We start from the raw sequence: 26627 nt of genomic DNA, 5'->3' as shown, positions 1-26627 counted from the left end.
CCTTCGCGGGGATGACGACCATTGTTTGATCCAGACGAGATCAAATGTAGCGCCCCGTCGTGGCCTCAGGCGGCGCTGGCGCGGCGGCGGCGCCAGTACATGAGTCCGCCCACCGCTGCGGCGAGCATGCCCAGCATGCCCGGCTCGGGCACTTCGGTGCCGCCCGAGGACGAGGAAGACGACGATCCCTCGGTCGGCGTGCCGGGGTCGGTCGGGGTCGGCGTGTAGTTGCCGGTGTAAGTGCCCACGTGCATCTCGCCGTTCTGGACGAGGCTGCCGAACACAGCTGAGCCCTGGATGTAGTTTCCGGTCGTCGCGGCCGCCCCGGGTGCCAGCACCGAGCCGCCCCATGCCGTGGTCAGCGACAGGTCCTTGGCTTCGTAGAAGTTCCAGACCACGTGTTCGCCGAGGTTCTGGGTGCCGCCCAGGAAGTTGTCGTTGAGCGTGATCGACCCGCCCGAGACGTTGACGATGGCGGTGTCCGCGCCGTTGAGGTTGAACTGGATCTCGCCGATCTTGTCGAGGTCGGCGGCCGAGATGTTGAACACCGCGACGCCGTTCGCACCGGGCTGCGCATCGAAAGTCCCGCGATTGCCGCTGGTCGACAGCTGGCTGTTCGCCGTTTGCGTGCTCATGTCGTGGCTGAGGCCGGTCATCGAGGTCTCGATGAGGCTCGCCTGCTGCGTCAGGTTCTGGCTGAACGACGGATCACCCGAGGCGAGGCCCGAAGTCACGGTGTTGTTGTTGACGTTGGTGTTGCTGATCGAACCGCCCACCAGCACCGTCTGCGCCGCGCCGTTGAGGTTGAGGCCGCTGTTGACGTTGCCGCCGACGACCGCGCCCGAACCGTTGTTGAGGTTCTTCGCGCCGCCGTTGACGTCGCCCACGACCGTGAGGCCCGGAGTGCCTGTGCTCGACGCCGGAATGGCCTGGATCTGGTAGTTCGACGAATTGCCGTTGAGGTCGCCGCCGACGAACGTGCGCCCCTCGACTTCCGAGGACGAGGTGAGATCGCCCAGCACCACGAGGTTCCAGGTCTTCAGGACGTCTATCCCTGCGATCATGCCGGAATCGGCGAGGAGCGGGGTGGCTGAAAGGGCGGCAGCCATGGCGGCCAGCGAAAGCGAAACGGTACGGATGGAAGCCACGGCGTGTGTCCCGAAATGGCGTGAGTGACGACCGGGACCAGTATATTTACTTGGGGTTTTGGAAAGCGCGGGTTTTGCACTGTCCCTCGGTGGAACAGGGGAGGGCGATTACTCGCGAATTTACCAAATTTGAAGAATTGGCGTCTGGTTGTTTATTTGTGAGGTCCACCCCTAGCCAGAGGCCCACCCCCAACCCCTCCCGTAAGCGGGAGGGGAGCAGGCCGGCGCTTCATTCTCCCCTCCCGCTCGCGGGAAGGGCCGGGGGTGGGCCTGCCGTCAAGCCTTCACCTTGTTCTGGAAGCTCTTGCGCAGCTTCATCAGTTTGGGCGGGATCACTGCGAGGCAGTACGGATTGCGCTGGCCTTCGCCGTCCCAGTACTCCTGGTGGTAATCCTCGGCCGGATACCAGGGGGCAGGGCCTTCGATCGTGGTGACCGCCTTCTCGCCCGAATGCTCCGCGTCCCAGCGGGCGATCGCGGCAGGAGCCTCTGCGGCCTGCGCATCGTCCAGCGGAAAGATCGCCGAGCGGTACTGCGTGCCGATGTCGTTGCCCTGGCGGTTCAGCTGCGTCGGATCGTGCGTGCCGAGGAACACGTCGAGCATTTCGGCATAGGAGATCACCGCAGGATCGTACGTGACCCTGATCGCCTCCGCATGCCCGGTCGTGCCCGAGCAGACCGCCTTGTAGGTGGGGTTCTCAACCTCACCGCCGATATAGCCGCTTTCCACGGTGCTTACGCCCACAACGTCGCGGAATACCGCTTCGGTGCACCAGAAGCACCCGCCAGCTACGATTGCCGTTTCCATCTTCGTCACATGTCCTCAAGTCGAAAGGATTGGCAGGTAGATAGGTATGCGGTGTCCGCTTGTCATTGGCCTGTTGTCGGCTAGTCTCGGCGCCGCTTCAAATCCACGTGGAGAGAACCCGATGCGCCGCGCCCTGCTGACCCTGTCCTCGCTTCTCGGCCTCGTCGCCGCTCCGCTCTCCGTCCAGGCTGCCGAGAAGAAAGCCCCGGTCGAAGCCTGCAAGGGCTGCGAAGCGTTGCTCGAACTCGCCGCTGCCAGCCCGCTGCGCAAGGACGACCGCGCCCGCGACGCCGCGCGCCATCCGGTCGAGACGCTGTCGTTCTTCCGCGTCGGCCCGCAGATGAAGGTCGGCGAATATGCGCCGGGCGGCGAGTGGTACTCGCGCTTCCTCGGCCTTTACCTCGGCCAGCAGGGGCATCTGGTGGGGCTCTATTTCGATCCGACCAGCGGCGCGTTCAAGGCGGACCGGCAGGACGGCATCCGCAAGGCCGCCGCCCAGTATCCTGCCGACGTCGCGAAGTTCACCGGCATGTCGGCGGACAAGTTCGCTGCCTATACTCTCGACGCGGTGCCGGAAGCAGAGAAGGGCACCTTCGACGTCATCGTCATCCCGCGCATGATGCACAACCTGTTCAACTGGAACATCGCCGACAGCGAGATCAAGGCGATGCGCGGGTTGCTCAAGCCCGGCGGTCTCGTCGGCATCGAGCAGCACCGCGCCAAGGCCGACGCGCCTTATTCCTACACGGACGGTTCGAAGGGCTACCTGCGCGAGGCGGACGTGATCCGCTTCATGGAAGTGAATGGCTTCGACCTCGTCGGCAAGTCGGAGATCAGCGCCAACCCCAAGGACACCGCGAACTGGCCCGACGGCGTCTGGACGCTGCCGCCGACTTACGCGCTCAAGGAGCAGGACAAGGCGAAGTACCAGGCCATCGGCGAGAGCGACCGCATGACCCTGCTGTTTCGCAAGCGTGACTGATACGGCCAACTCTGGACTTCATGCGGCCCAGTCCATAACTGGGGCCGCATGACCCGCCAGATCCCCTCCCGTCAGCTGACTGTCGCCGCCCTGCAACTCGCCCTCGGTTCCGCCGACGAGGCCGAGAACATCGCCGCCGTCTCCGCATTGGTGGAGGAAGCGGCCGGGAAGGGCGCGCAGGTCGTGCTGCCGCCTGAACTGTTCTCCGGCCCCTATTTCTGCAAGACCGAGGACGAGGCGCTGTTCGCGCTTGCCCACCCGACGCTGGAGCATCCCTCGGTCATCGCCATGAAGGCGCTGGCGGCGAAGCTGAAGGTCGCGATCCCGACCAGCTTCTTCGAGCGTGACGGGCATCACTATTACAACACCCTCGCCATGATCGACGCCGATGGCGAGATCATGGGCACGTACCGCAAGAGCCACATTCCCGACGGTCCGGGCTACGAGGAAAAGTACTACTTCCGCCCTGGCAACGACGGTTTCAAGGTCTGGGACGTGTTCGGAACCCGCATCGGCGTGGGCGTGTGCTGGGACCAGTGGTATCCCGAATGCGCGCGCGTCATGGCGCTGATGGGGGCGGAACTGCTGTTCTATCCCACCGCGATCGGTTCGGAGCCCTACGACGCCACGCTCGACACCAGCCGCATGTGGCGTCGGGCGATGGTGGGGCATGCGGTCTCCAACTGCATGCCGGTGATCGCCGCCAACCGCATCGGCGCCGAAACCGAGTGCGGCAGCGCGCAGACGTTCTACGGCCATTCGTTCATCACCGACGAATGGGGCGACTTCATCGCCGAATTCGGGCGCGAGGAAACCGGCGTCCTCGTTTCAACGCTGGACCTCGACCGCGCGGCGACGCATCGTGCGGGGATGGGCTTCTTCCGCGATCGGCGGCCGCAGCTTTATACGCGCGTTGCCCAGGATATCTGAGCGCCGCACATCTGATCGAAGAGGGGGGCGTCAATGGGCAAGCATCGCTATCTTGTGGCGCTGGGGTCCAACATGCGCCACCACCGCCACGGGTGCCCGCGCAAGGTGCTGGGCGCCGCGCTGAAGGCGCTCGACCACGGCAAGCTGGAACTGCTCGCGGCCTCTCCGGTGATCGAGAGTGCGCCGCTCGGCCCCTCGCGCCGCCGCTATGCCAATGCCGTGGCGCTGGTGCGCTCTAAGCGCGAGCCGGACGAACTTCTCCACAAGCTGCAGAAGATCGAGCACAAGTTCGGCCGCCGCCGCATGGGCAAGCCCTGGAGCGCGCGGGTGCTCGACCTCGACATCGTGCTGTGGAACGGCGGTGCGTACGGCGCCGACGACCTCGTGATTCCCCATCCGGCCTTTCGCGAGCGGCGCTTCGTGCTCGACCCGGCGGCGAAGATCGCAGGCCGCTGGCGCGATCCCTTGACAGGCTTAAGCATCGGACAGTTGCGTGCCCGCTTGACCAAGCCGCGCATGGCCCCTAGGTGACCCCGACCGTCACGGTACGCTTCAGTGGGGGCCCGTAGCTCAGTAGGTAGAGCAGCTGACTTTTAATCAGCGGGTCACAGGTTCGAATCCTGTCGGGCTCACCATCTTTCGCGCATCGTGACATGAAAAAGGCCCCGCAGGTTCCGCCTGCGGGGCCTTTTTGTGTTCCCACCATTTCGTCATTGCGAGCGCAGCGAAGCAATCCAGGACAGTTTGACACCGCTCTGGATTGCTTCGCTGCGCTCGCAATGACGAGGAGAAGGGGCTGATCGCTTACTTTTCAGCTCTGGTATCAGAACCCCAGGTCCTCGATCTTCCCGTCGAAGTTGCCGCCCAGCTTGTTGTTCGCCGCCGCCAGCTTCTCGCCCGGCACGCCCGCGAGGTAGCCGTCGATGATGCGCTGGTAGTTGCTGATCAGCCCCTCGACTTTGCTGGAAAGGCGCATGAACTCGAAGCCGGAAGCGTGCAGGCCCTTCTGCTGGAGCGGGATGTTGGAGTAGTCCTGCCGGGGGATCGGCGGGAAGTCCTGGCTGTCGAATGGAAGCACGATGGGTTCCATGACCGGCTCGGGCTCCTGTCCTTCGGGGAAGAAGGTCAGCGACCACAGTTCGAAGAAACAGCTTTCCGGCCCCAGCGGACGAATGCGGTAGGCCGACATCGAACTGAAGTAAGGCAGCAGGAAATAGTTCGGGAACAGGAACTCGACGGCGTTGATCGGGTCCGACTGCGACACCGCGATGAGGTCGGGAATCGGTTCGCCGCGTTCCTTCAACTGGGCCGAGACCTGGTGCATGACCATGCCCAGCCACATCATCATGGCCTGGCTCTTGTCCTCGGGCAGCCCCTGCGTCGCGTGCTGGAGCGATCTGGCGATCTCCACTTCCTTCTCGTGGAGCATGCCGGCCATCCCTTCGCTGAGCAGTTCCATGTTCTTGATCTGCGCGGCGATGTTCTCTTCGATGGTCAGCGCGGGGTCGGCCAGCATCGGCGCGCGGCTGGGATTGTCGGCCATCGCGTACATCGAATCGTACATGGTCGGCACCGCGTGTTGCAACTGCGGGTGCGTCTGCATGACGTGGTAGCCTTCCATGAAGGCCTCCATCGCGATCTTCCAGTTCGCCGGGAGCACGGTGCCGTAGCACCACTCCGCGCGCAGCTTGTGGAGGTTGTGCGCCTCCAGCCGCTCCGCCACCGGGCCGAGGCTCTCGCGCACGGAGGGCGCGTCGTCATCGTGGTTGATCCATACGCAGCCGCCGAAGACTTCGGCGCGGCAGGGGATGAGGTTGATGTCGTCCTCGTTCAGCTGGCGCTCGGAGAACAGGTGCTTGCCGTAGACCATGGTGTTCTCGCCATCCATGTTCCAGCGCCAGCCGTGGAAGGGACAGACGAAGCCCGATTTCGCGCAGTTGCCATGCGCCGTCGCGTGCGAGGAGCCCAGTGGTGATCCGCCCGCGAAGGGTACGCCGCGGTGGCGGCAGGCGTTGTTGAAGGCCTTCACGCCGCCGGCCGTACGCACGACGATGACCGATCTGCCGACGTTCTCGTACTCGATCCAGTCGCCGACCTCGGGGATCTGCTCCTCGCGGCAGGCCATCTGCCAGACGTTGGGCCACAGATGGTCCAGCTCGGCCTGGTAGAATTCGGGGTCGTAGTAGCGCTTGACCGGGATGCGTTCGGGATCGTCGATCGGGAACGGCACCGGCCGCAGGCCGCCGTCTGCTGATTTGAGCACTTCCCAATACCTCTCGCTGTTACTCTCGTTCGTATTGAACCAGTGTATAGCGTGAGGAGCGGGAGGCAATCACCACCCGCGCGACGGTAATCGCGGGCGCGGTAATTGGAGGCGATCGAGAGGGCGAGGGGGCTTCGACAAGCCCAGCCTGAGCGGTATCGAGATCAGGTCTTTAAATTCCGCTCAGGCTGAGCTTGTCGAAGCCCCCTCCGATAGCTCGCACCTAAAGACAGCCAGCGGTCCCGGATCAAGTCCGGGACGACGAATCCGTCACGCCGGCTTCACGAAGCTGTCGAGCACGCGCTTGTTGCCCGCCTGCTCGAACTCGATCTCCAGCTTGTTGCCTTCCTGCGCAACCACTGCGCCATAGCCGAACTTCTCGTGGAAGACGCGCGCGCCCACGGCGATGTCGGAGCGCGGCTTGGCGGCGAAGCTGGCGGCGGAGCGGGTGCTTTCGACCACGCGCTTGGGGCTGGCGTCGTACTCCTTCGCCGCTGCCCGCTGCCAGCCGGGGCCGCGCGTGACGATCCGCGAGGGTTGCATCCGCGCCACGTCGGCGAAGGGATCGGCGTGCTCCGACCACTGCGCCCGCCACAGCGAGGCACCGCCCGAAAGCGTCGTTTCGGAGTCGACATGCTCCTCGGGCAGTTCGGCGATGAAGCGCGAGGGGATCGAGCTGGTCCACTGGCCATAGATGCGCCGGTTGGCCGCATGCAGGATCGTGCACTTCTTCTTCGCCCGCGTGATCGCGACGTAGGCGAGGCGGCGCTCCTCCTCCAGACTGGCGAGGCCGCCTTCGTCGAGCGAGCGCTGCGAGGGGAACACGCCTTCCTCCCAGCCGGGCAGGAACACGTTGTCGAATTCCAGCCCCTTGGCGCCGTGCATGGTCATGATCGTGACCTTCTCTTCCTCGGCCGCGTTCTCGTTGTCCATGACGAGGCTGACGTGTTCGAGGAAGTCGCCGAGGCTGTCGTATTCCTCCATGGCGCGCGCGAGTTCGACGAGGTTTTCCAGCCGCCCGTTGGCCTCGGCGGTCTTCTCCGCCTGCAGCGCATCGGTGTAGCCGCATTCGTCGAGCACGGTGCGCAGCAGGTCGGCGGGGCCTTCGGTGGCTGAGAGATCGCGCCAGCGCGCGAAGTCGCGCATCAGCGCGAGGAAGGTGTTGCGCGCGCGCGCGGGCAGCTCGTCGGTGTCGGCGATCTCGATCGCGGCGTTCGACAGCGGAATGCCGCGATTTCGTGCCAGCCGGTGCAGCGCCTCCAGCGCCTTGGCGCCGAGGCCGCGCTTGGGGGCGTTGTAGATGCGCTCGAACGCGAGGTCGTCGGCGGGCTGCGCGATGACGCGCAAGTATGCCAGCGCATCGCGGATCTCGGCGCGTTCGTAGAAGCGGAAGCCGCCGACGATGCGATACTTCATGCCGATGGAGATGAAGCGGTCCTCGAATTCGCGCGTCTGGTACTGCGCGCGCACGAGGATGGCGATCTGGTCGAGCGGGGCGCCCTGACGCTCCAGCCGCTCGATCTCGTCACCGACGCGGCGGGCTTCCTCCGGCCCGTCCCAGACGCCGACGACCTGCACCTTGTCGCCCGCGTGGCGCTCGGTCCACAGGGTCTTGCCGAGGCGCTGGGTGTTCTCGTCGATCAGGCCGGAGGCGGCGGCAAGGATCTGCGGCGTGGAGCGGTAGTTCTGCTCCAGCTTGATGACCTTGGCGCCGGGGAAGTCCTTCTCGAAGCGCAGGATGTTGGCCACTTCGGCGCCGCGCCAGGAGTAGATCGACTGGTCGTCGTCGCCCACCACGCAGATGTTCTGGCGGCCCTGCGCGATCAGGCGCAGCCACAAGTACTGGACCTGGTTGGTGTCCTGATATTCGTCCACCATGACGTACTTGAAGCGGTTCTGGTACTGCTCCAGCACGTCGCGGTGGGTGCGCAGGATGTTGAGCATGTGCAGAAGCAGGTCGCCGAAATCGCAGGCGTTCACTGCCTTCAGCCGATCCTGATAGAGCTTGTAGAACTTCTGGCCCTTGCCGTTGGCGTAGCTTTCGTTCTCTCCGGCGTCGAGGTCCTGCGGGTTCAGGCCGCGGTTCTTCCAGCGATCGATGCAGCCCGCCAGCTGGCGCGCGGGCCAGCGCTTTTCGTCCAGCCCTTCGGCTTGGATCAGCTGCTTGAGCAGGCGCAGCTGGTCGTCGGTGTCGATGATCGTGAAGTTGCTCTGCAGGCCCACCAGCTCGGCGTGGCGGCGCAGCATCTTGGCGGCGACGGCGTGGAAGGTGCCGAGCCAGGGCATGCCCTCCACCGCCGGGCCGATCAGGTGGCCGACCCGCTCGCGCATCTCCCGCGCCGCCTTATTGGTGAAGGTGACGCACAGGATCTCGCTCGGCCATGCAAGGCGGCTGTGTACGAGATGGGCGAGGCGGCGGGTGAGCGCCGCCGTCTTGCCGGTGCCCGCGCCCGCGAGCATCAGCACGGGGCCTTCGGTGGTCAGCACGGCCTCGCGCTGGGGATCGTTGAGGCCGTCGATCAGCGGATCAGAGGAGGGAGCTTGCAGGTTGTTCACCGTGAACAACTAGGGAACGGCATGGCCCGGTGCAAGCCCGGTTCGTCGCAGCGGAGGAACAATTGCCGGTGCGCTTCGTCGTTCGATCACAACGAAGACATAAACGGAGAGTGAGAAATGCGTAAAGTTCTGCTCGCCGGCTCTGCTGCCCTCAGCCTGTTGGTGGTCCCCGCCGCCATCCATGCCCAGAGCGACCCTGCCGCCCCCGCCACTTCCGAAATGCCCGCCGCGCCGCCATCTGCTCCGGCTCCGGCCATGCAGCCTCCGGCCGCCTCCAGCGCCGCGCCGACGCTCACGCCCGAGCAGCAGGCCACGTACGACAGCTGGAACCCGGCGCAGAAGTCCGACTACGAAAGCTGGCCGAACGACTACAAGGTCTATTACTGGACGCTGAGCATGGATCAGCAGAAGGGCTATTGGGCGCTGACGGCCGACCAGCGCGGCCAGATCTACAAGATGACACCCGAACAGCGGCAGATGGCCTGGAATTCGGTGCTGCAGCAGCTCAAGGGCGAGACGCCTGCGACGCCTCCGGGGCAGGCCAACCCTCCGGGACCGGGCGTGCCGACCGAAGGCGTCCCCGATCCTCAAGCCGCGAACCAGGCCGCGCGCCCGGCGATGCCTGCGGATGAGACCTATCAGGGCGGCCCGTACAAGGGCGCACTGACCCCGCCGCCTGCGACCGCGATGGACAAGGACTATCCGGTCTGCAGCAAGACGGTGACCGATGCCTGCCGCAATCGCGGCGGGAAGTAGGACGTGTAAATTCCTTCCTGGGACAAGCTCGGGGAGGGACACACTCACATCTCGTCATTGCTTCGCTGCGCTCGCAATGACGAGATGTGAGGATAGTATCTTTACCACTACCTTTGCTTTGCCATCCCTCATGTCGTCATCCCCGCGAAGGCGGGGACCCAGCTGATGCCGGTGCAACACGAGCCGTTAGGAGATGGGTTCCCGCCTTCGCGGGAATGACGGGTTTTGCATGCACATACCAGGGTTGTGCTTTGATCTAACGGAGTATGCTGCGGACACGCGGAAACGCCCGCTGGCGAGTGCAGGCCATTACGCCGGGGAAATCAACGCGAAGACCGGTAACATCGGGTCGGCGTCGGGAGCGTCCTCACCGGGACGCGGGGTTTTGTTTTCCGTGAAGCTCTGGCGAGCGGCCGGGTAACTCACGGTGCAGCCCGGCTCGACCTGTATTCCATCGGAAAGTCCCATGTGGCCGTCGTTAGGGTTCGCATCGTTATCGGCCGAAGGCTATCCGGGATGGCCGTCCCATGTCCTGCCGTGTGTCGCAGGAACGTATGGACGGCGTTTCCGGTAGCGCAGAGACAGTCCGGGTCTTCGAACGGACTCGTGGTTTGCGTAGCTACGGCTGAAACCGCATCCCGGCCCACGACGCCGACCCGATACACCGAAAGTGGCTTGTACATCACCGCTGCGGATGCTGGGACATATAGCCTATTTGGTTATAAATGTCAAGATGTACGGCGCAGGAGGTGCAGCCTGGCCTTGCCGACATCACGCGTGACGTCGGCTTCGAAGCCCTTGATGGCCACGCTTTCACCCTTGCCGGTTTCGAGGCTCACCCAGGTGCCTTCGCCGATCCAGCCGAGGCGAGCCAGCTTGTCCACCGCCACCTGACCCGCGCCGGTATCGTAAGGCGGGTCGAGCAGCACGAGGTCGAGCGGCTCCTTTGCGGTCCCCAGCGACATCACCGAGGAGGCGCGCACGTCGCTGCGCGGCTGCGCCTGCAGGTTGGCGATGTTCTTGCGAATCGCCCGGATCGCGCCTGCATCCTGATCGACGAACAGGCAGTGCGCCGCCCCGCGCGACAGGGCTTCCAGCCCCAGCGCGCCCGAGCCCGCGAACAGGTCCGCCACCTTCAGCCCCTCGAAATCGCCGAGGCGGCTGACCAGCATCGAGAACAGCGTCTCGCGCGTGCGGTCGGCGGTGGGGCGGGTAGTGTCACCCTCGGGCGCAGCCAGCTTGCGGCCGCGCCATTCGCCCGCGATAATCCGCAGGTTTCCGCTCATGCCTGCGTTCTCGTGGGATTCTGGCTCGGCAGGCTCTTGCGGAAGTTCTCGAGGTCGCGCTGCGAGACTTCACCGGCCATGCCCTTGGGCATGTCGCCGAGGCGGAACGGGCCGTAGGCGGTGCGCAGCAGGCGGCTGACCTGCAGGCCGAGCGCTTCGAGCACGCGGCGCACTTCGCGGTTCTTGCCTTCGGTCAGGGTCATCTCGATCCACTGGTTGCGCCCGGTGCGGCGCTCCATGTTGGCGTCGATCTTGCCGTAGATCACGCCATCGACCTCGATGCCTTCCATCAGCTGTTCGAGCTGTTCCTGCGTGATGTCACCAAAAGTACGCGCGCGGTAGGTGCGCGGCACGCCGGTGGCGGGCAGTTCGAGCTGGCGCTTGAACTCGCCGTCGTTGGTCAGCAGCAGCAGGCCCTCGGTGTTGAGATCGAGGCGGCCGATCGGCATCACGCGGCCGGTGCCTTCGGGCAGGGCGTTGCGCAGCGCGGTGTAGATCGTCGGGCGGCCCGCCGGATCGCGCTCGGCGGTGATGAGGCCCGAGGGCTTGTGGAACAGGAACAGGCGGGTGCCTTCGGCTTCCGCGATCGGATTGCCGTCCACCGCGACGCCGCGCAGGGAGGTGAGCACCGTAGAGGGCGTCTCGATCACTACGTCGTCCAGCGTGACGCGGCCTTCGATGATCAGGCGCTCGACCTCGCGGCGGCTGGCGACGCCGGCGCGGGCGAGCAGTTTGGCCACGCGCTCGCCTTCGCGGGCGGGCAGCGAGGGGTCCTTGGGCGTCGGCGCGGCAGCGCGCGGGGCGGCGCCGGGCTTGAGGTTGGGGCGGGGGCCGGTCGGGCGGGCAGGGCGTGGGCCGCGATCCGAGCCGAATGCGCGATCGTCGCGGCGCGGACGATAGCCGCGTTCGCCGTCGCGGGAATCGGAGCGGGCGCCATCACGTGCAGGTCCGCTGCGATAGGTCGCATCGCGCGATCCGCCGCCTTGCGCACGCTCTGAACGCGGCGCGCCGTCGCGCCCCGGACCACTGCGGTAGGAACCGCCACGCGGGGTATCCTCACGCGGACGATCGCTACGCGGGGCGCCGGTACGGGCGCCATCGCGGGCAGCGGCATCGCGCGGACCAGCATCGCGGGAGGCGCCGTCACGCCCACCGTCTCTGGAGCCACGGCGCGGGAATTCATTGCGGAAGTCCTCGCGGCTGCCGATACGGGGGGCTTCGCGGCGTCCGCGTCCGCCGCGCGGAGCATCGCCACGGGGCGCGTCAGGACCGTCATCGCGGCCGGTGCGGCCACGTGCACTGCCACTTCCGGCGTTGTAGCGGGGGCCGCCATCACGCGATGCACCGCCCCGCGAAGAGCCGCCACGCGGAGCTCCACCGAACGAGGAACCGGAATCGCGACCACGGCCGGAGCCGCCTGATCTGCCGCCTGAAGACTTGCTGGGAGGTTTGGACATTCGTGGCCCATACCTGTTGATCGCCGCTTCATCCAGCCTTCCCTTACGGATCGCCGCCGCTAAGTTGGCGGCAACCGCAAATGAGGAGACCGGCGTGGACGCCGATACCATCGCAGAGCGTCGCAGCGTCGGGGATTCGATCAAGCCCTATTTCGAGCGGGAGTCGCTCGCCTCGTTCATGCTCGGCCTGTCCTCGGGCTTTCCTTATGCGATGATCGGCGCGACGCTGACCACGCGTCTGGCGCAGGACGGGATCGACAAGAAGACCGTCACCGCCTTCACGCTGGCGTTCCTGGTCTACAATCTCAAGGTGTTCTGGGCCTGGATCGTCGACGGCGTGCACCTGCCGGTGCTGCACCGCATGGGGCAGCGCGTATCGTGGATGCTGGTCTGCGGGCTTGCCGTGATTGCGGCGGTTCTGAATCTCGCGCTGGTCGATCCGGCGGCGGACATCGGCGCGACCGTGCTCGCCGCCGTGCTGGTGGGCGTGGCGGGCGCCAGCTTCGACATCGTCATCGACGCCTACCGCATCGAGACGCTCAAGCCCTACCAGCTCGGCACCGGGTCGGGCATGAGCCAGTACGGCTGGCGCATCGGCTCGGCGGGGGCGGGCGCGCTCGCGCTGGTGCTTTCGGCGCGCTACGGCTGGGGCGTGGGCTATGCGGCATGCGCCGTCTTCGCGCTGCCCGCGATGCTCACCGCGCTGGTGCTGGGCGAGCCGGAGCGCCGCAAGGTGGTGGTCGAGAAGAAGGGGCTGGCCGAAGTCTGGTCCTCCATCGCCGGGCCGTTCGGGGAGTTCTTCCGCCGCAACGGCGCGTTCCTAGTGCTGCTGTTCATCCTCGTCCACAAGATCGGCGACACGCTGGCGAACCTGACCTTCCGCCTGCTGTTCGACGACCTCGGCTTCAGCAACGACGAGATCGCGATCTACGACATCGGCCTGGGCTTCTGGGCCTACATGATCGGCGTGTTCATCGGCGGCGTCGCTTATGCGCGCATGGGCCTCAAGCGCTCGGTGATGCTCTCGCTGGTGCTGATGGGTGTGTCGAACCTCAGCTTCGCGGCGCTGGCTGCGGCCGGGCACAGCAACTGGGGCATGGCTGGCGCCATCGGCTTCGAGAACATCGCGTCGGGCTACGGCGGCGTGGTGGTGATCGCCTATTTCTCGGCGCTGTGCGACTTGCGCTACACGGCGGCGCAGTATGCGCTGATCTCGGCCGGAGCGAGCGTCGTCGGGCGGCTCGCCACCGGCACGACGGCGGGCGCGCTGATCGAGGCCATGGGCTACGTGAACTTCTACTTGCTCACCACGGTGGCGTCGCTGCCCGGCATCGCGCTGTTTTGGTGGCTGAGCCGGACAGGGCTCGTCGATCAGGCGCTGGGGTCTGCGGGTGAGGTGGAGTAGAGGGAAAGCAGCATAACGTCGTCCCGGACTTGATCCGGGACCGCTGGCCGTGAACGACCCACCTCGCTTCGGGCGCCTTGCCGACGACCTATTCCTAAAGACAGCCAGCGGTCCCGGATCAAGCCCGGGACGACGAACTGATCAACTCTTCAGTCCGGCACTTCGCCGTTGTCCCGCAGCACCGCGCCCGCAAGGTAGAGCGAACCCGCGATCAGCACGGCGCGTGGGGCCAGCTTTTCGAGATCGCGCAGCGCCGTCGCCACATCCGGCGCGGAGGACGTCGGCAGCGACCAGCCTGCGAACGCCTCGGGCGGGTGGCAGTCATGCCCCGGCACCGGCACCAGCGTCACGCTTTCGACGAGGCGGTGGAGCGGATCGAGCAGCGCGGCGGGGTCCTTGCCCGCGATCATGCCGAGGATCAGATGCGGCGCCTGCCCCCGCTCGCGCAGGAATGCTTCCAGTGCCAGCCCGGCGTCGCGGTTGTGCCCGCCGTCGAGCCAGACCGGCGTGCCGGGGACGAGCGCCGTCAGCGGCCCGTCGCCCAGCAGTTGCATCCGCGCGGGCCAGCGCGCGGCGCGGATGCCCTCGGCGAAGGCGTGAGGATCGATCTTCAGCACGTCCTGCGCGCGCAGCATGGCGACGGCGAGGGCGGCGTTGTCCGCCTGGTGCGCGCCGGGCATCTCGGGCAGGGGGAGCGTCAAGGCGCCGTGGCGGTCCTCGAACCAGATGGCGTCGCGGGTGACCTGCGCCTTCCACTCGGCGTCGCGCGACTGCAGCGGTACGTCCTCGGAAGCGGCGAGGGATTGCAGGAACGCGGCGACTTCGTGCGGGTAGTTCTGCGTCACCAGCGGCACGTGCGGACGGCGGATGCCCGCCTTCTCGAAGGCGATGCGGGTGAGCGGCTCGGCGGGCGTGCCGTCCTCGGGGGCGAGGAGGAAGCGTTCGTGGTCGATCCCCAGCGTCGCCATGCCGCAGACCAGCGGCGCGGGCAGTACGTTGGTGGCGTCGAACCGGCCGCCGAGACCGACCTCGATCACGCAGACATCCGCCGGATGGCGCGCGAAAGCGAGGAAGCTGGCGGCGATCGTCGTTTCGAAGAAGCTGACTTCGAGATCGTGCGCCGCGTCCAGGACTTCGGCCAGCAGGGCGGCGAGTTCGTCGTCGCCGACCAGTTCGCCCGCGATGCGGATGCGTTCGTTGTAGCGCACCAGATGCGGGCTGGTGATCGCGTGGACCTTGTACCCCTGCGCCTCCAGGATCGCGCGCAGGAAGGCGCAGGTCGATCCCTTGCCGTTGGTGCCCGCGACGTGGAACGCGGGCGCGATGCGCAAGTGCGGATCGCCGAGGTGCGCCAGCAGCGTGCGGATCGCCTCAAGCCCGATGCGGCCTTGCGGCAGCGACAGCGCGGCAAGGCGATCGAGCTGGGCCTGAACGGCGGGGGAGTCCGACACGGCGAAGTCTTTCATGGTGTCCTCGACGGCGCCGTGCGCGTGGGGGCTTCGAGAGGCTGTGTCCGACCCTTCGGCAAGCTCAGGTTGAGCGGAAGTGGCGTAAGCCTCCAACACCGCTCAGTCTGAGCTTGTCGAAGCCCCATCGGCTTGGCTCTATCGAGCGGAATGCACCGCCTCGGCGAGCGATGCGGTATAATCCTGCAGCGGCCCGGGCGCGGCATCGCCATGCTGCTTGACGATGTCGATGAAGGCCGAGCCGACGACCACGCCGTCCGCCACCTTGGCGATGGCGGCGGCCTGTTCGGGCGTGCGCACGCCGAAGCCGACCGCGACGGGAATGTCGGTGGCGGCCTTGAGCTTCGCCACCGCGTCCTCGATCGATCCCTGCGCCGCCTGCTGCATGCCGGTGATGCCGGCGACCGAGACGTAGTAGAGGAAGCCCGAGGAGCCCTCCAGCACCTTGGGAAGACGCGCGGCGTCCGTGGTCGGGGTGGCGAGGCGGATGAGCGAAACGCCCTTTTCGCGCAGCGCCGGGCCGAGGGCGGCGTCTTCCTCGCTGGGGATGTCGACGCAGATCACGCCGTCGACGCCGGCCTTGGCGCATTCCTCTGCAAACCACTCGGGGCCGCGGATGGTCATCGGGTTGGCGTAGCCCATCAGCACCAGCGGCACATTGGGGTGACGCTGCCGGAACTCGGCGGCGATGCGGAAGATGTCCGCCGTGCGCGTGCCCTTGGCGAGGCTGCGCAAGTTGGCTTCCTGGATCGCCGGGCCGTCGGCCATGGGATCGGTGAAAGGCATGCCCAGTTCGATCACGTCGGCGCCGCCCGCGACGAGCGCGTCGAGGTTCGATGCGGTGTCGCCGTCGCCCCCGGTGATGAAGCAGACGAGCGCGGGGCCTTTGGCGAAAGCGGTTTCGAAGCGGGTCATCAGGAGAACAGCGTCTTTCCGGAATAGCGGAGAATGGCGGCGGTCAGGCCGACGAAAACGGCGAGGTAGGCGAGGCTGACGGCGATGTCGCTCCAGCTTCCCCGAAAGGCGAAGGCCCAGTAGTAGCCCGCGCCCGAAAGGTCGAAGGAGCGCACCCGGACGAGGTCGGCAAGAACCTTGATCGCCGGGAACACCGCCATCCAGAGCACGGCGGCGTCGATCAGCGACCGTTGCCACCCGCCCTTTTTCAAAGCTCGACCCCCAGCGCCTCGGCGACGGTGAAGATATCCTTGTCGCCGCGCCCGGAGACGTTGACGACGAGCAGCTTGTCCGCGTCCAGCTGAGCCGTCAGCTGCGGCAGCGCGGCGAGGGCGTGGGCGCTTTCGAGCGCCGGAATGATGCCCTCCAGCGCGCAGCACAGCTGGAACGCTTCAAGCGCCTCGGTGTCGGTGATCGGCACGTACTTCACGCGGCCCGCCTCGTGCAGCCACGAATGTTCGGGGCCAAGGCCGGGATAGTCCAGACCGGCGCTGATCGAATGGGCCTCGGTGATCTGGCCGTCCTCGTCCTGCAGCAGGTAGGTCTTGTTGCCGTGGAGGATGCCCGGACGCCCGCCCATCAGCGATGCGGCATGCTGGCCGCTCTCGATGCCGTGGCCGGCGGCCTCGATGCCGACCATCGCCACGTCCGCGTCGTCGAGGAAGGGGTGGAACATGCCGATCGCGTTCGATCCGCCGCCCACCGCCGCCACCAGCATGTCGGGCAGGCGGCCTTCGGCTTCGAGAATCTGCTCGCGCGTTTCGGTGCCGATCACGCTCTGGAAGTCGCGGACGAGTTCCGGGTACGGGTGCGGACCTGCGGCGGTGCCGATGATGTAGAAGGTGTCGTGGACGTTGGCGACCCAGTGGCGCAGCGCCTCGTTCATCGCGTCCTTGAGCGTTTCCGCGCCGCTGGTCACCGGCACCACTTCCGCGCCGAGCAGCTTCATGCGGAACACGTTGGGCGCCTGGCGCTCGACGTCCTTGGCGCCCATGAAGATCGTGCAGGACAGGCCGAAGCGCGCCGCGACGGTGGCGGTGGCGACGCCGTGCTGGCCCGCGCCGGTCTCGGCGATGATCTTGGTCTTGCCCATGCGCATGGCGAGCAGAACCTGCCCGATGCAGTTGTTGATCTTGTGCGCGCCGGTGTGGTTCAGATCCTCGCGCTTGAAGTAGATCTTCGGGCCTTTGCCCTCGGGCGCGAGCTTTCGGAAATGCTCGGTGATGCGCGGCGCCGGATAGAGCGGGCTGGGGCGGCCGACGAAAGTCTTGAGCAGATCGTCGAACTCGGCCTGGAACGCCGGGTCCAGCTTCGCGGCGCGGTATTCCTTTTCCAGGTCGAGGATCAGCGGCATCAGCGTCTCGGCGACGTAGCGTCCGCCGAACTGGCCGAAGTGACCCGACTCATCGGGATACGAACGAAGCGAATTGGGGCTCTGAACGGTCATGATCCGGCGCTTGGCAGACCCCCCCGCGCTTGTCCAGACGCCTTGAGGAGAGGGGCCATGTTTGCCCCGGGAACGCCGGAAAACCATGGGCGCCTACAGGGGCTTGGTGATCGCCTGGCGGACATTCAATTGCAAACAATGCAACTGAAAATCGGCAAAAGCACCTAACCGGCATAAACTGCAGTTTTGTGACGTTTTGAACGATTCCAAGAATTTACCGTTCATCTGACTGAAAGGTGACGGGGTCCAGCGGCGGGGCTCCCGACGATAACCCCGATGAGGGTCGGGATCGCAGGAATACTTGGAGTTATATAATATGCGTATTGCACTTGTTTCGCTCGCCGCGGTTGCTGCCGTGGCCGCTGCCACTCCCGCCCTGGCCAACGAGGCTCGCGTCGAAGCGCGCGGCGGTGTGATCTGGGACGGTAGCGACAGCGAAGCAACGGCTGGTGTGGCCGCTGGTTACGACTACGACCTCACCGACAAGCTCTTCGTGGGTGTGCAGGGTTCGGCGGACAAGATCCTGACCGACAACACCCGCGTTTCGTGGGGCGCCGGCGGCCGCATCGGCGTGCAGCCGATCCCGGGCACCAAGGTCTACGCGCTGGCCGACTGGCAGTCGAAGAACACCCGCTACGGCAACAGCGCCGTGGGCGTCGGTGGCGGCGTGCAGCAGGATGTCGGTTCGCGCTACTACGTGAAGGCCGAATACCAGCACCTGCTGGTCGGCGACAACACCCCCGACGCCGACCGCGGCCTCGTGGGCGTAGGCGTCAAGTTCTGATCCCACGGATCTGATCGCTGCGAAAGCAGTGTAAGCCAGGAAAGGGGCGGTCCGACGGGCCGCCCCTTTCTTCGTTCTCCTTGTCGTCATTGCTTCGCTGCGCTCGCAATGACGAGGGGGTCAGACCGCCCGAACCGCCGCGCAGAAGGCGGCGATGCGCGCTTCGTCCTTCACGCCCGGCGCGCTCTCCACGCCCGAGGAGGTATCGACCAGCGGCGCACCGGTCAGACGGATGGCCTCGGCGACGTTCGCCGGTTCCAGCCCCCCTGCAAGGCCCCATGCCAACGGCCCCTTCCAGTTCGCGACAAGGCCCCAGTCGAAGCTGAGGCCCATGCCGCCGGGCAGAGCGCCCTTGGGCGTCTTGGCGTCGAAGAGGACAACATCGGCGGCGCCCGCGTAGGCGTTCGCGCGGGTGACGTCGTCGGCGGTGGCGACGGACAAAGCCTTCCATACGGGGATGCCGAAGCGGGCACGCAGCTGCGCGGCGCGTTCGGGCGTCTCGGACCCGTGGAGTTGCAGCGCGTCGAGCTTCGCCGCGCCCACGGCCTCGCCGAGCAGCGCGTCGTCGGCGTCCACGAACAGACCGACGCGGCCGATCCGGTCCGCCGCGCGCTCCGAAAGCTGCGCCGCCTGCACCGGGCTCACCGCGCGCGGGCTCTTGGCGAAGAACACCAGGCCGATGTGCGCGGCGCGGGCGCGGATGGCCGCTTCCAGCGAAGCGGCGGTGCTGATACCGCAAATCTTGATTGCCGCTGTTGGCATATGCGCGCCTTGCCCTAAGCTGCGGTCCTGCATGAAATGAAGGACGTGAAGTGAATCGGTTGGGCCGCTATCTAATGGCAATCGCAGCCGCGGCAATGCTCGGCGGTTGCAGCGTGAAGGAGTCGATCCAGCAAGCCGACGCCGAAGTGGTCCGTTTCCATCAGGCGCTGGACGCAGGCCGCTCGCAGGCGATCTGGGATGCCACCGGGCCGGACATGCGCAAGGCCACCACGCAGAAGCAGTTCGTGGCTCTGCTCGACGCGGTCCATCGCAAGCTGGGCAACGTGAAGTCGAGCAAGCAGGTCGGCTGGAACCGCAACGCCAGCACCAACGGCAGCTTCACCACGACAACCAACGAAACCGTGTTCGAACGCGGTAGTGGAACCGAGCAATTCGTGTTCCGAAAAAGTGAAGCCGACAAGCTCGCGCTCGTCGGCTATCACATTCAATCGAACGAGATGATGGTCAATTGATGGTCGATCACGGCGCCAGTTCGAACTGCACCGTCACATTGACGTTCATCTCCAACTCGCCCGCAGCGACCGGCGGCGGCGCGGCGGCGGCGACCATGTCACGGGCCTCCTTACGCACGAACATCACCGGCTGCGGCGAATAACCGCCGCTCTCGCTGATCGAGACGATGCGCGCGACCCGCAGGCCCGATGCCTTGGCATAGAGGTCGGCGCGGGCACGAGCGGACTTCATCGCCTCGACACGCGCCTCGTCCATCGCCGCTTCGGGCTGCGAGAGCATGAAGTTCGGCCCATTCACCTGGTTCGCACCCGCAGTCACGAGCGCGTCGATCACCTTGCCCATGTCCTGCAACTTGCGCTGGCGGACCGAGACCGAATTGCTCGCACGGTAACCGACGATGCGCTGCTGGCCGTCGTCCTCGTAAGAGCCATCGGGCAGGCGCTTGGGCTGGGCATAGACCGGATTGACGTTGAGGTTGCTGGTCTGGACATCCTTGTCGGCGATCCCGGCCCGCTTGAGCGCGGCGATCACCTTGGTCATCTGCGCCGAGTTGGCCGAAAGCGCCTCGCTGGCAGTCGTGCCCTGCGTGGTCACACCGGCGCTGTAGTTCGCCATGTCGGGCTCGCGCGTGGACGAACCTTCGGCGGTGACGGTGAGCATCGTGTGCCCGGCCTCGATGGCGGGAGCAGGGGCCTGCTGGGCGAAGGCGGTAGGGGCGGATGCTGCCATAGCCGTGGCGGCGAGCAGGCTCAGGGTCTTCATAATGGGGTTGCACTCCCGGGGGTTGTTCGGTGGACAACGATCTGGACGGAGCGAGGTTGCGAAGGGCTGAACGGTGAAGTGTGCGAATGTTAAGGTGAGAAGAGGATGAAGCAGGGGTTTACCACCCCTGCACCCCGTGAAGCGTCGAGGTCGGGCGTGCAGCATCGTCATGCAATGAGGCTGCGTCGGGAGACCAAATAGCCTGCGGCGCAATGTGGACGCGACGCTGCTGCGCGCACAACGATGACAGTAAAGGGGTCTGGGGCGATGGCCCCAGAATCCTCTTTTTCCGTTCTTAAAGAGTAGCCTCGATAGCCTTCGCCGCTGCGAGGGGATCCTCCGCGCGGCTGATCGGCCGTCCGATCACGAGCACGCTGGCGCCTGCATCGCGGGCTTCGCGCGGGGTGACGGTGCGCTTCTGGTCGCCGACTTTGCCGTCTGCCGGGCGCAGGCCGGGGACGACGAAGTAGCCGTCCTTCCACTGCTTGTGCACCGCGCCGACTTCGTGGCCCGAGCAGACGATGCCGTCGAGGCCAGCGGAATGCGCGAGGTCGGCGAGGCGCAGGGCTTGGTCGTAGGGGTTGGCGTTCACGCCGATGGCGGAGAGGTCGTCTCCGTCGAGGCTGGTGAGCACGGTGACGGCCACGACCTTGCAGTTTTCACCGGCGGCGGCCTTGGCGTCTTCCATCATGGCGCGGCCACCGGCGGCGTGAATGGTGACGATCGAGGGTTGCAGCACGTGGATCGCCTGCATCGCGCCAGCGACGGTGTTGGGAATGTCGTGCAGCTTCAGGTCGAGGAAGATGGGGAGGCCCACCTTGTGCAGTTCATGGACGCCGTGGTGGCCGTGGGCGCAGAAGAATTCGAGGCCCAGCTTGATCCCGCCGATATGGCCCGAGACCTTGCGCGCCAGCGCTTCTGCGGCGTCGAGGCGAGGGAGGTCGAGGGCGAGGTAGACGGGATTGCGGTTCATGACTTCTCGATTTCCGACGGGGTTTCGATTGGGGTGACGGGCGCGGTTTCGTGCGCTTCTGCGAGCGAGGGCATCGAGGTGGCGCGCAGCGAGTTCTCGAGGCTGGCGATGCGGCGGTTCAGGCGCCAGCGCACGGCGCGCAGGTAAGCCCACACCGGCAGCATGCCCAGCCCGAAGAAGAGCAGCGCGACGACGCCGACCGGCCATTCGAAGTGGAAGTAGTTGCCGTCTGCCAGAGGCCAGAAGTTTACCGGCACTTTGGTCCAGTTCATCGCGATGAATGCGACGAGCACGGCGGTGAGCACGACCCATGCGATGGTGCGGATGACCTGCATTGTTCCTCCTGCTTTCCCGGCGATGCTAGGCGTGAATTTTCCGCAAGGGAAGGGATTCCGCCGTCGTCCCGGACTTGATCCGGGACCGCTGGCCGAGAACAACCTTGCTCTCGGCCAGGCGCCTTATCGACAGCGCGCATCTAAAGACAGCCAGCGGTCCCGGATCAAGTCCGGGACGACGATCGGCTCAGCCGAAGACGCGGGCGAAGATCGTGTCGACGTGCTTGAAGTGGTAGTCGAGGTTGAACTTGTCCTCGATCACTTCGGCCGGAAGGGCGGCGGCGACTTCGGGGTCGGCCTTGAGCAGTTCGAGCAGCGAGAGCTGGCCGTCCGATTCCCACACCTTCATCGCGTTGCGCTGGACGAGGCGGTAGCTCTCGTCGCGGGTCAGGCCCGCCTGCGTCAGCGCCAGCAGCACGCGCTGCGAGTGGACCAGGCCGCCCATGCGGTCGAGGTTCTTCTGCATGCGCGCGGGGTAGATCAGCAGCTTGTCGATCACACCGGTCAGGCGCGCCAGCGCGAAGTCGAGGGTGATCGTCGCGTCGGGGCCGATGAAGCGCTCGACCGAGGAGTGCGAGATGTCGCGCTCGTGCCACAGCGCTACGTTCTCCATGGCGGGGACGACGGCCGAACGCACCACGCGCGCGAGGCCGGTGAGGTTCTCGGTGAGGACCGGGTTGCGCTTGTGTGGCATCGCCGACGAACCCTTCTGGCCGGGCGAGAAGTATTCCTCGGCCTCCAGGACTTCGGTGCGCTGCAGGTGGCGGACCTCGACGGCAAGGCGCTCGATCGAGCTGGCGATGACGCCCAGCACGGCGAAGAACATCGCGTGACGGTCGCGCGGGATGACCTGCGTGGAGACCGGCTCGATCCCGAGGCCCAGCTGGTCGGCGACGTACTGTTCCACTGCCGGGTCGGTATTGGCGAAAGTGCCGACCGCGCCCGAGATCGCGCAGGTCGCGATTTCCTCGCGCGCGAAGACGAGGCGCGTGCGGCAGCGGCTGAACTCGGCATAGGCTTCGGCGAGCTTGAGGCCGAAGGTGACGGGCTCGGCGTGGATGCCGTGGCTGCGGCCGATCGTGGGGGTGTACTTGTGCTCTTCGGCGCGGCGCTTGATCGCGGCGAGCAGGGCGTCGAGGTCATCCAGAAGGATGTCGGCGGCCTTGACCAGTTGCACGTTCAGCGTGGTGTCGAGCACGTCGGAGCTGGTCATGCCCTGGTGCATGAAGCGCGCCTCGGGGCCGACCTGCTGCGCGACCCAGTCGAGGAAGGCGATGACGTCGTGCTTGGTGACGGCTTCGATCGCGTCGATCGCGGCGACGTCGATCTTCGGGCTGGTCGCCCACCAGTCCCACAGCGCCTTGCCGGCGGAGGCGGGGACGGTGCCCATCTCGCCCATCTTGACGGCGGCATGGGCTTCGATCTCGAACCAGATGCGGTAGCGGGCTTCGGGTTCCCAGATCGCGGTCATCGCGGGGCGGGCGTAGCGGGGGACCATGTTCGACTCCTTGCAGCTGACGCGGGTAGCGGCCAATTCGTGCCGGTGCCGCTAGGCGGGGCGGGCGCGAAAGGCAAGGCGCTTGGGGAAGGAACGGCGCAAGGAAACTGCGCGTAGACCCATAATCCGAGGAGGAATCTTAACCACTCCGGACGCAAACGTTTGCACGAGAAGTTCGCACAGCGCCGTGCGTTCGAAGCGCCCAGAGACCCGCAAGAGATGCCCAAGGCCCGCCTCATCGTCGCACCCCTGTTGACAGGACTGGTGTGCTTCGCGCTTTCGGCGGCGGTCATCAAGTACCTCAGTTTTCAGGGCAACCTTGCCTCGGTGTGGCCGGCCAACGCCGTGGTCCTGGCGCAGCTGCTGGGGCGCCGCCCACGGGAGTGGCCCGTGTTCCTGGCGAGCGGTCTGATCGCCGTCGCCGCCGCCGGGTTCGCGATTCGCGGGGTGGTGTCCGGTCCGCTGGCTTTCGGTGTCTCCAATACGCTGGAGATCGCGCTGGCGGCCTGGCTGCTGCGCGCCACGGTCGATGCGGATGGCCGCCTGCTGCACCAGCATGCCTCGGTGGGCCGCTTCGTCGTCTGCGCGGGGATGATCGCCCCGGCCTTCGGCGCCCTGCTTGGTGCGGGCATCGCGAACATCGCGTTCGACCTGCCGATCGGGACCTCGCTCGCCACCAAGTTCTGCGCCGATGCGCTGGGCCTTCTGATCTTCACGCCGTTCTTCTTCGGCCTTTTCCACGGCGACACGATTCCCGCGCTGCGCGGCGCATCATGGGGCGAGCGGGGACAGCACCTGCTGCTCCACGCCACGGTCCTTGCCGTCAGCGTCGGGGTGTTCAGCCAGGACCGCTTTCCGCTGCTGTTCCTGCCGATGGTGCCGCTGATGCTGGTATCGTTCCGGCTCGGCTGGCAGGGGACGAGCGTGGCCGTGATGCTGGTGGCGGTGACCGGCGGCGTCGCCACGTTCTACGGCCATGGCCCCGTCAACCTGTCGGGCCGGGACATGGGCGTGCAGATGACCTTCCTGCAGTTCTACCTCGCCACCGTGCTGGTGCTGATGATGCCCGTCGCCGCCGCGCTGGCCGCACGCCGCGACCTGATCGACAGGCTCAGCGAGAGCGAGCGCGCGCTCAAGGTCCTTGCCGACCGCTCTTCCATCGTGCTGCTGCGCTTCAGTGCGGACGGAGCCTGCACCCGCGCGGTGGGCGATGCCGTTCCGCTGGTCGGCGAGGGTGCGGAGCGGCTGCTGTGCTCGCACATCGGCGAACTCGATCCGCCGCTGGGCGAGGCGCTCTTCGCAGCCCATCTCAGGGCGCTCGACGCGGATACGACCGTGACCATGGAGGTCGAGCGCCCCGGCGGCCTGTGGATCGAAGCCAAGTTCCGCGCCGAGCGCGACGATCAGGGGCAGGTCTCGGGCACGGTCGCGACGCTGGTGGACGTGACCGCCCGCAAGACCCGCGAAGGCGAACTGGCGCGCAGGGCGGAGACGGACGAGCTGACCGGCCTCGCCAACCGTGCAGGCTTCCTGCGCCGCTTCGAGACGGCGCTTGCGGGCAACGAGGCGCTGAGCATCGCCCTCGTGGACGTCGATCGCTTCAAGTCGCTCAATGACGAGCATGGCCATGTCGCGGGTGACGCGGTGCTTGCCGAGATCGCCCGCCGCCTGCTGCAATCGGTGCGTGCCGGCGACCTCGTCGCGCGGCTGGGCGGGGATGAGTTCGTGGTGCTGCTCGGCGCTGCGGATCCCGGCATGACGCAGGACATCTGCCGCCGCATCGTGGACACGGTGTCGGCGGCCCCGGTCGAACTGCCGATGGGCGGGCATACCGAGGCGAGGATCAGCTGCGGCCTCGTTCATCGTGCGCCGGGGCAGGGCGGCATCGACCTGCTCAACCGCGCGGACATGGCGCTCTACGAAGCGAAGCGTGGTGGCCGCAACCAGATGATCGCGGCTTAGTCATTTTTCCGTTCGTCATTGCGAGCGCAGCGAAGCAATCCAGAGCAGTCCTATGCCGCCCTGGATTGCTTCGCTGCGCTCGCAATGACGACGTGATTTACATAGCCCAGACGAAATCGATCCGGACGTCGCCGGTCCGGGCACCGTCGGCATCGAAGCTGCGTTCGACGATCGAGCCTCGGCCCTCGCGGTCGACCGTGATCACCGTGCTGCACCGCGTACCGTAGATCGCATCGCGGATGAACACGGGCGCGAAGCGCGGCTCAGGGCCAAGTTCGGGGCCAAGTTCGGGGCGATGGGGCGAGGGTGCCGGCGTCTCGTCCCGCAGGGCGCCGAGCAGCGGTTCCACCTCGGCCGCGCCTCTATCCAGCCATTCCGTGATGGCTTCCCCCACCTGCAGAGTCTTGGGCCAGGGCACGTCGAAACCGCCGTTCGACAATCCGTGGATGCCCGGAGACAGCGGCCGCAGCTCGACCTGCGGGTGATTGGTGAGGAACGAGGCGTCGCCCGTATCGGCCAGGATCAGGTTGAACGGATTCATCTGCGCCATCGCGTCGGTCAGCGTGTCCGGGAGCGCGCCCTCCAGCAGATCCGTCACCAGCTTCCCGCGCGAGGGACGGCCGGGCTGCGAGCCTTCCGGCACGCGGTAGTTCGTGACGAGGGCGAAGCGGCCTCCTTCGGTAACGCCAAGCCAGGTGCCGCCGCCGGTGAGGTCGGTCCCGGCGATGATGCCGTCCGGCCTGTGCGCGAGCGGCGCGGCGGGACGGGCATGGAACTCGTCGCGGTTGCCCGCCACGACGAGGAGCCAGTCGGGATGGGCGTCCCAGGCGACGGCGGCGACGCACATGGTCTCAGATCAGTCCCTTGGCACGCAGCGAGACGTGGCCCTCGCGTCCGATCACCACGTGGTCGTGGACGGAGACGCCGAGCAGCCGTCCGGCCTCGGCGATGCGATTGGTGATGTCGATGTCGGCGCGGCTCGGCTGCGGCGAGCCCGAAGGGTGATTGTGGACGAGAATCAGCGCCGTGGCGCCGAGGTCGAGCGCGCGGCGGATCACCTCGCGCGGGTGGATCGCCGCCTCGTCGATCGAGCCTTCGCCGACGAGGTCGTCGAGGATCAGCATGTTGCGGGCATTGAGGTAGAGGACGCGGACGCGCTCCACCGTCAGGTGCGCCATGTCGATCGTCAGGTAGTCGATGAGCGCGTGCCACGAGGACAGCACTGGTGCCTCGCGCACCTTCTGGCGGGCCATGCGGGTGGCGGCGACGGTGACCACGCGCAGCGCAGCAGCGGTGGCCTCGCCCATGCCGGGGTGGGCGGCGAGGGCGCGCGGTTCGGCCTGCAGCACGCCCGCGAGCGAACCGAAGCGATGGATCAGGCTGCGCGCGAGCGGCTTCATGTCGCGGCGCGGAACGGCCTGCATCAGCAGGAGTTCAATGACCTCATGATCCGCCAGAGCCTCCGCCCCGCCATCGAGCAACCGCTTGCGCAACCGTGCGCGGTGGCCGCTCGAATCATTGGCAAAATCGCCGCGCGCTTCCCTGAGGGGGAGGGGGCGTTCATCGAAGAGGGGAGGTTGTCCGTCCATGCTGCGTACAAACAATTGCCTTTCCCGTCCG

General features: G+C 66.5%; 25 protein-coding genes and 1 tRNA gene. 9 read left to right on the top strand and 17 right to left on the bottom strand.

All coding sequences use genetic code 11. The annotated features are described in order from the left end of the window. Nucleotides 1-65 precede the first annotated feature (65 nt). Both PKE80_RS02470 and msrA read right to left on the bottom strand, forming a co-directional pair. Nucleotides 66-1148, bottom strand: a complete 1083-nt coding sequence (locus tag PKE80_RS02470; RefSeq protein ID WP_271181133.1) for a choice-of-anchor A family protein — start codon at nt 1146-1148, stop codon at nt 66-68. Between the two features lie 276 nt (nt 1149-1424). Continuing rightward, a complete protein-coding gene (gene msrA, locus PKE80_RS02465) occupies nt 1425-1955 on the bottom strand; it encodes a peptide-methionine (S)-S-oxide reductase MsrA (RefSeq protein WP_008829756.1) in 531 nt (176 codons plus the stop codon). A 121-nt stretch (nt 1956-2076) separates the two neighbouring features. Between msrA and PKE80_RS02460 the strand changes: the two genes are divergently transcribed. From PKE80_RS02460 to PKE80_RS02445, 4 genes are all read left to right on the top strand, one after another. After that, on the top strand, nt 2077-2937 hold the full coding sequence (locus PKE80_RS02460) for a class I SAM-dependent methyltransferase (RefSeq protein ID WP_271181132.1): 861 nt from the start codon (nt 2077-2079) through the stop codon (nt 2935-2937). Between the two features lie 48 nt (nt 2938-2985). Then, nucleotides 2986-3867 (top strand): N-carbamoylputrescine amidase, encoded by an 882-nt coding sequence (gene aguB / locus PKE80_RS02455; protein WP_271181131.1) that lies wholly within the window; start codon nt 2986-2988, stop codon nt 3865-3867. Nucleotides 3868-3900: 33 nt separating this feature from the next. Beyond that, nucleotides 3901-4398, top strand: a complete 498-nt coding sequence (folK, locus tag PKE80_RS02450) for a 2-amino-4-hydroxy-6-hydroxymethyldihydropteridine diphosphokinase (protein WP_271181130.1) — start codon at nt 3901-3903, stop codon at nt 4396-4398. Between the two features lie 28 nt (nt 4399-4426). Continuing rightward, nucleotides 4427-4502, top strand: a tRNA-Lys gene (locus PKE80_RS02445). A gap of 188 nt (nt 4503-4690) precedes the next feature. On the opposite strand, the gene PKE80_RS02440 is transcribed toward PKE80_RS02445, so the two are convergent. Beyond that, on the bottom strand, nt 4691-6130 hold the full coding sequence (locus tag PKE80_RS02440) for an aromatic ring-hydroxylating oxygenase subunit alpha (RefSeq protein ID WP_271181129.1): 1440 nt from the start codon (nt 6128-6130) through the stop codon (nt 4691-4693). 270 nt (nt 6131-6400) lie between these two features. Beyond that, complete coding sequence (locus PKE80_RS02435) at nt 6401-8686, bottom strand: ATP-dependent helicase (RefSeq protein WP_271181128.1); 2286 nt, start codon at nt 8684-8686, stop codon at nt 6401-6403. A gap of 117 nt (nt 8687-8803) precedes the next feature. On the opposite strand from PKE80_RS02435, the gene PKE80_RS02430 reads away from it, so the two are divergent. Further along, nucleotides 8804-9442 (top strand): hypothetical protein, encoded by a 639-nt coding sequence (locus PKE80_RS02430; protein ID WP_271181127.1) that lies wholly within the window; start codon nt 8804-8806, stop codon nt 9440-9442. Nucleotides 9443-10170: 728 nt separating this feature from the next. Here the strand turns inward: PKE80_RS02430 and rsmD are convergent. Further along, entirely contained in the window at nt 10171-10728 is a 558-nt protein-coding gene (rsmD, locus tag PKE80_RS02425) for a 16S rRNA (guanine(966)-N(2))-methyltransferase RsmD (protein ID WP_271181126.1), read from the bottom strand. Beyond that, nucleotides 10725-12185, bottom strand: coding sequence for a pseudouridine synthase (locus PKE80_RS02420; protein ID WP_271181125.1), 1461 nt, complete (start codon nt 12183-12185; stop codon nt 10725-10727). The genes rsmD and PKE80_RS02420 overlap by 4 nt, the downstream gene beginning before the upstream one ends. 94 nt (nt 12186-12279) lie before the next feature. On the opposite strand from PKE80_RS02420, the gene PKE80_RS02415 reads away from it, so the two are divergent. Beyond that, the gene (locus PKE80_RS02415; protein WP_271181124.1) at nt 12280-13590 is read left to right on the top strand and encodes an AmpG family muropeptide MFS transporter; all 1311 of its coding nucleotides are present in this window, start codon (nt 12280-12282) and stop codon (nt 13588-13590) included. Between the two features lie 149 nt (nt 13591-13739). On the opposite strand, the gene PKE80_RS02410 is transcribed toward PKE80_RS02415, so the two are convergent. The 4 genes from PKE80_RS02410 to trpB all read right to left on the bottom strand — a co-directional run bounded on the left by PKE80_RS02410 (nt 13740) and on the right by trpB (nt 17457). Continuing rightward, nucleotides 13740-15056, bottom strand: a complete 1317-nt coding sequence (locus PKE80_RS02410; RefSeq protein ID WP_271181123.1) for a bifunctional folylpolyglutamate synthase/dihydrofolate synthase — start codon at nt 15054-15056, stop codon at nt 13740-13742. A gap of 138 nt (nt 15057-15194) precedes the next feature. Further along, entirely contained in the window at nt 15195-15971 is a 777-nt protein-coding gene (trpA, locus tag PKE80_RS02405; protein ID WP_008833300.1) for a tryptophan synthase subunit alpha, read from the bottom strand. Then, entirely contained in the window at nt 15971-16222 is a 252-nt protein-coding gene (locus PKE80_RS02400; protein ID WP_008833299.1) for a hypothetical protein, read from the bottom strand. Before PKE80_RS02400 ends, trpA begins: the two co-directional genes overlap by 1 nt. Beyond that, the gene (trpB, locus tag PKE80_RS02395; RefSeq protein ID WP_271181122.1) at nt 16219-17457 is read right to left on the bottom strand and encodes a tryptophan synthase subunit beta; all 1239 of its coding nucleotides are present in this window, start codon (nt 17455-17457) and stop codon (nt 16219-16221) included. The genes PKE80_RS02400 and trpB overlap by 4 nt, the downstream gene beginning before the upstream one ends. Before the next feature lie 316 nt (nt 17458-17773). Between trpB and PKE80_RS02390 the strand changes: the two genes are divergently transcribed. Next, nucleotides 17774-18241 (top strand): outer membrane protein, encoded by a 468-nt coding sequence (locus PKE80_RS02390; RefSeq protein WP_271181121.1) that lies wholly within the window; start codon nt 17774-17776, stop codon nt 18239-18241. Between the two features lie 120 nt (nt 18242-18361). Here PKE80_RS02390 and PKE80_RS02385 read toward each other — a convergent pair whose 3' ends face one another. Continuing rightward, nucleotides 18362-19003: a phosphoribosylanthranilate isomerase gene (locus tag PKE80_RS02385; protein ID WP_271181120.1), complete on the bottom strand. Its 642-nt coding sequence runs from the start codon at nt 19001-19003 to the stop codon at nt 18362-18364. Nucleotides 19004-19116: 113 nt separating this feature from the next. Between PKE80_RS02385 and PKE80_RS02380 the strand changes: the two genes are divergently transcribed. Then, nucleotides 19117-19476, top strand: a complete 360-nt coding sequence (locus PKE80_RS02380; RefSeq protein ID WP_271181119.1) for a DUF4019 domain-containing protein — start codon at nt 19117-19119, stop codon at nt 19474-19476. Between the two features lie 7 nt (nt 19477-19483). Here the strand turns inward: PKE80_RS02380 and PKE80_RS02375 are convergent, their stop codons facing one another. The 4 genes from PKE80_RS02375 to purB form a co-directional block, all read right to left on the bottom strand. Continuing rightward, nucleotides 19484-20239, bottom strand: coding sequence for an SIMPL domain-containing protein (locus tag PKE80_RS02375; protein ID WP_271181118.1), 756 nt, complete (start codon nt 20237-20239; stop codon nt 19484-19486). Between the two features lie 295 nt (nt 20240-20534). After that, complete coding sequence (gene pyrF, locus PKE80_RS02370; protein ID WP_008833293.1) at nt 20535-21212, bottom strand: orotidine-5'-phosphate decarboxylase; 678 nt, start codon at nt 21210-21212, stop codon at nt 20535-20537. Beyond that, nucleotides 21209-21547, bottom strand: a complete 339-nt coding sequence (locus PKE80_RS02365) for a LapA family protein (protein WP_271181117.1) — start codon at nt 21545-21547, stop codon at nt 21209-21211. The genes pyrF and PKE80_RS02365 overlap by 4 nt, the downstream gene beginning before the upstream one ends. A gap of 187 nt (nt 21548-21734) precedes the next feature. Beyond that, nucleotides 21735-23045, bottom strand: a complete 1311-nt coding sequence (gene purB, locus PKE80_RS02360) for an adenylosuccinate lyase (protein WP_271181116.1) — start codon at nt 23043-23045, stop codon at nt 21735-21737. Between the two features lie 219 nt (nt 23046-23264). Here purB and PKE80_RS02355 point away from each other — a divergent pair, with 219 nt between their 5' ends. Beyond that, nucleotides 23265-25007, top strand: coding sequence for a sensor domain-containing diguanylate cyclase (locus PKE80_RS02355; protein WP_271181115.1), 1743 nt, complete (start codon nt 23265-23267; stop codon nt 25005-25007). A 97-nt stretch (nt 25008-25104) separates the two neighbouring features. Here the strand turns inward: PKE80_RS02355 and PKE80_RS02350 are convergent, their stop codons facing one another. Further along, nucleotides 25105-25854, bottom strand: coding sequence for an NRDE family protein (locus PKE80_RS02350; RefSeq protein ID WP_271181114.1), 750 nt, complete (start codon nt 25852-25854; stop codon nt 25105-25107). Between the two features lie 4 nt (nt 25855-25858). Beyond that, nucleotides 25859-26596 (bottom strand): RadC family protein, encoded by a 738-nt coding sequence (gene radC, locus PKE80_RS02345; protein ID WP_211150236.1) that lies wholly within the window; start codon nt 26594-26596, stop codon nt 25859-25861. Nucleotides 26597-26627: the final 31 nt, after the last annotated feature.

Origin of the sequence: Novosphingobium resinovorum (assembly GCF_027922145.1) — a bacterium.
In the GTDB taxonomy this organism is placed as follows: Bacteria; Pseudomonadota; Alphaproteobacteria; order Sphingomonadales; family Sphingomonadaceae; genus Novosphingobium; species Novosphingobium resinovorum.
The sequence above is the reverse complement of the archived record's forward strand: the minus strand, read 5'-3'. Positions and strand labels throughout refer to the sequence as shown.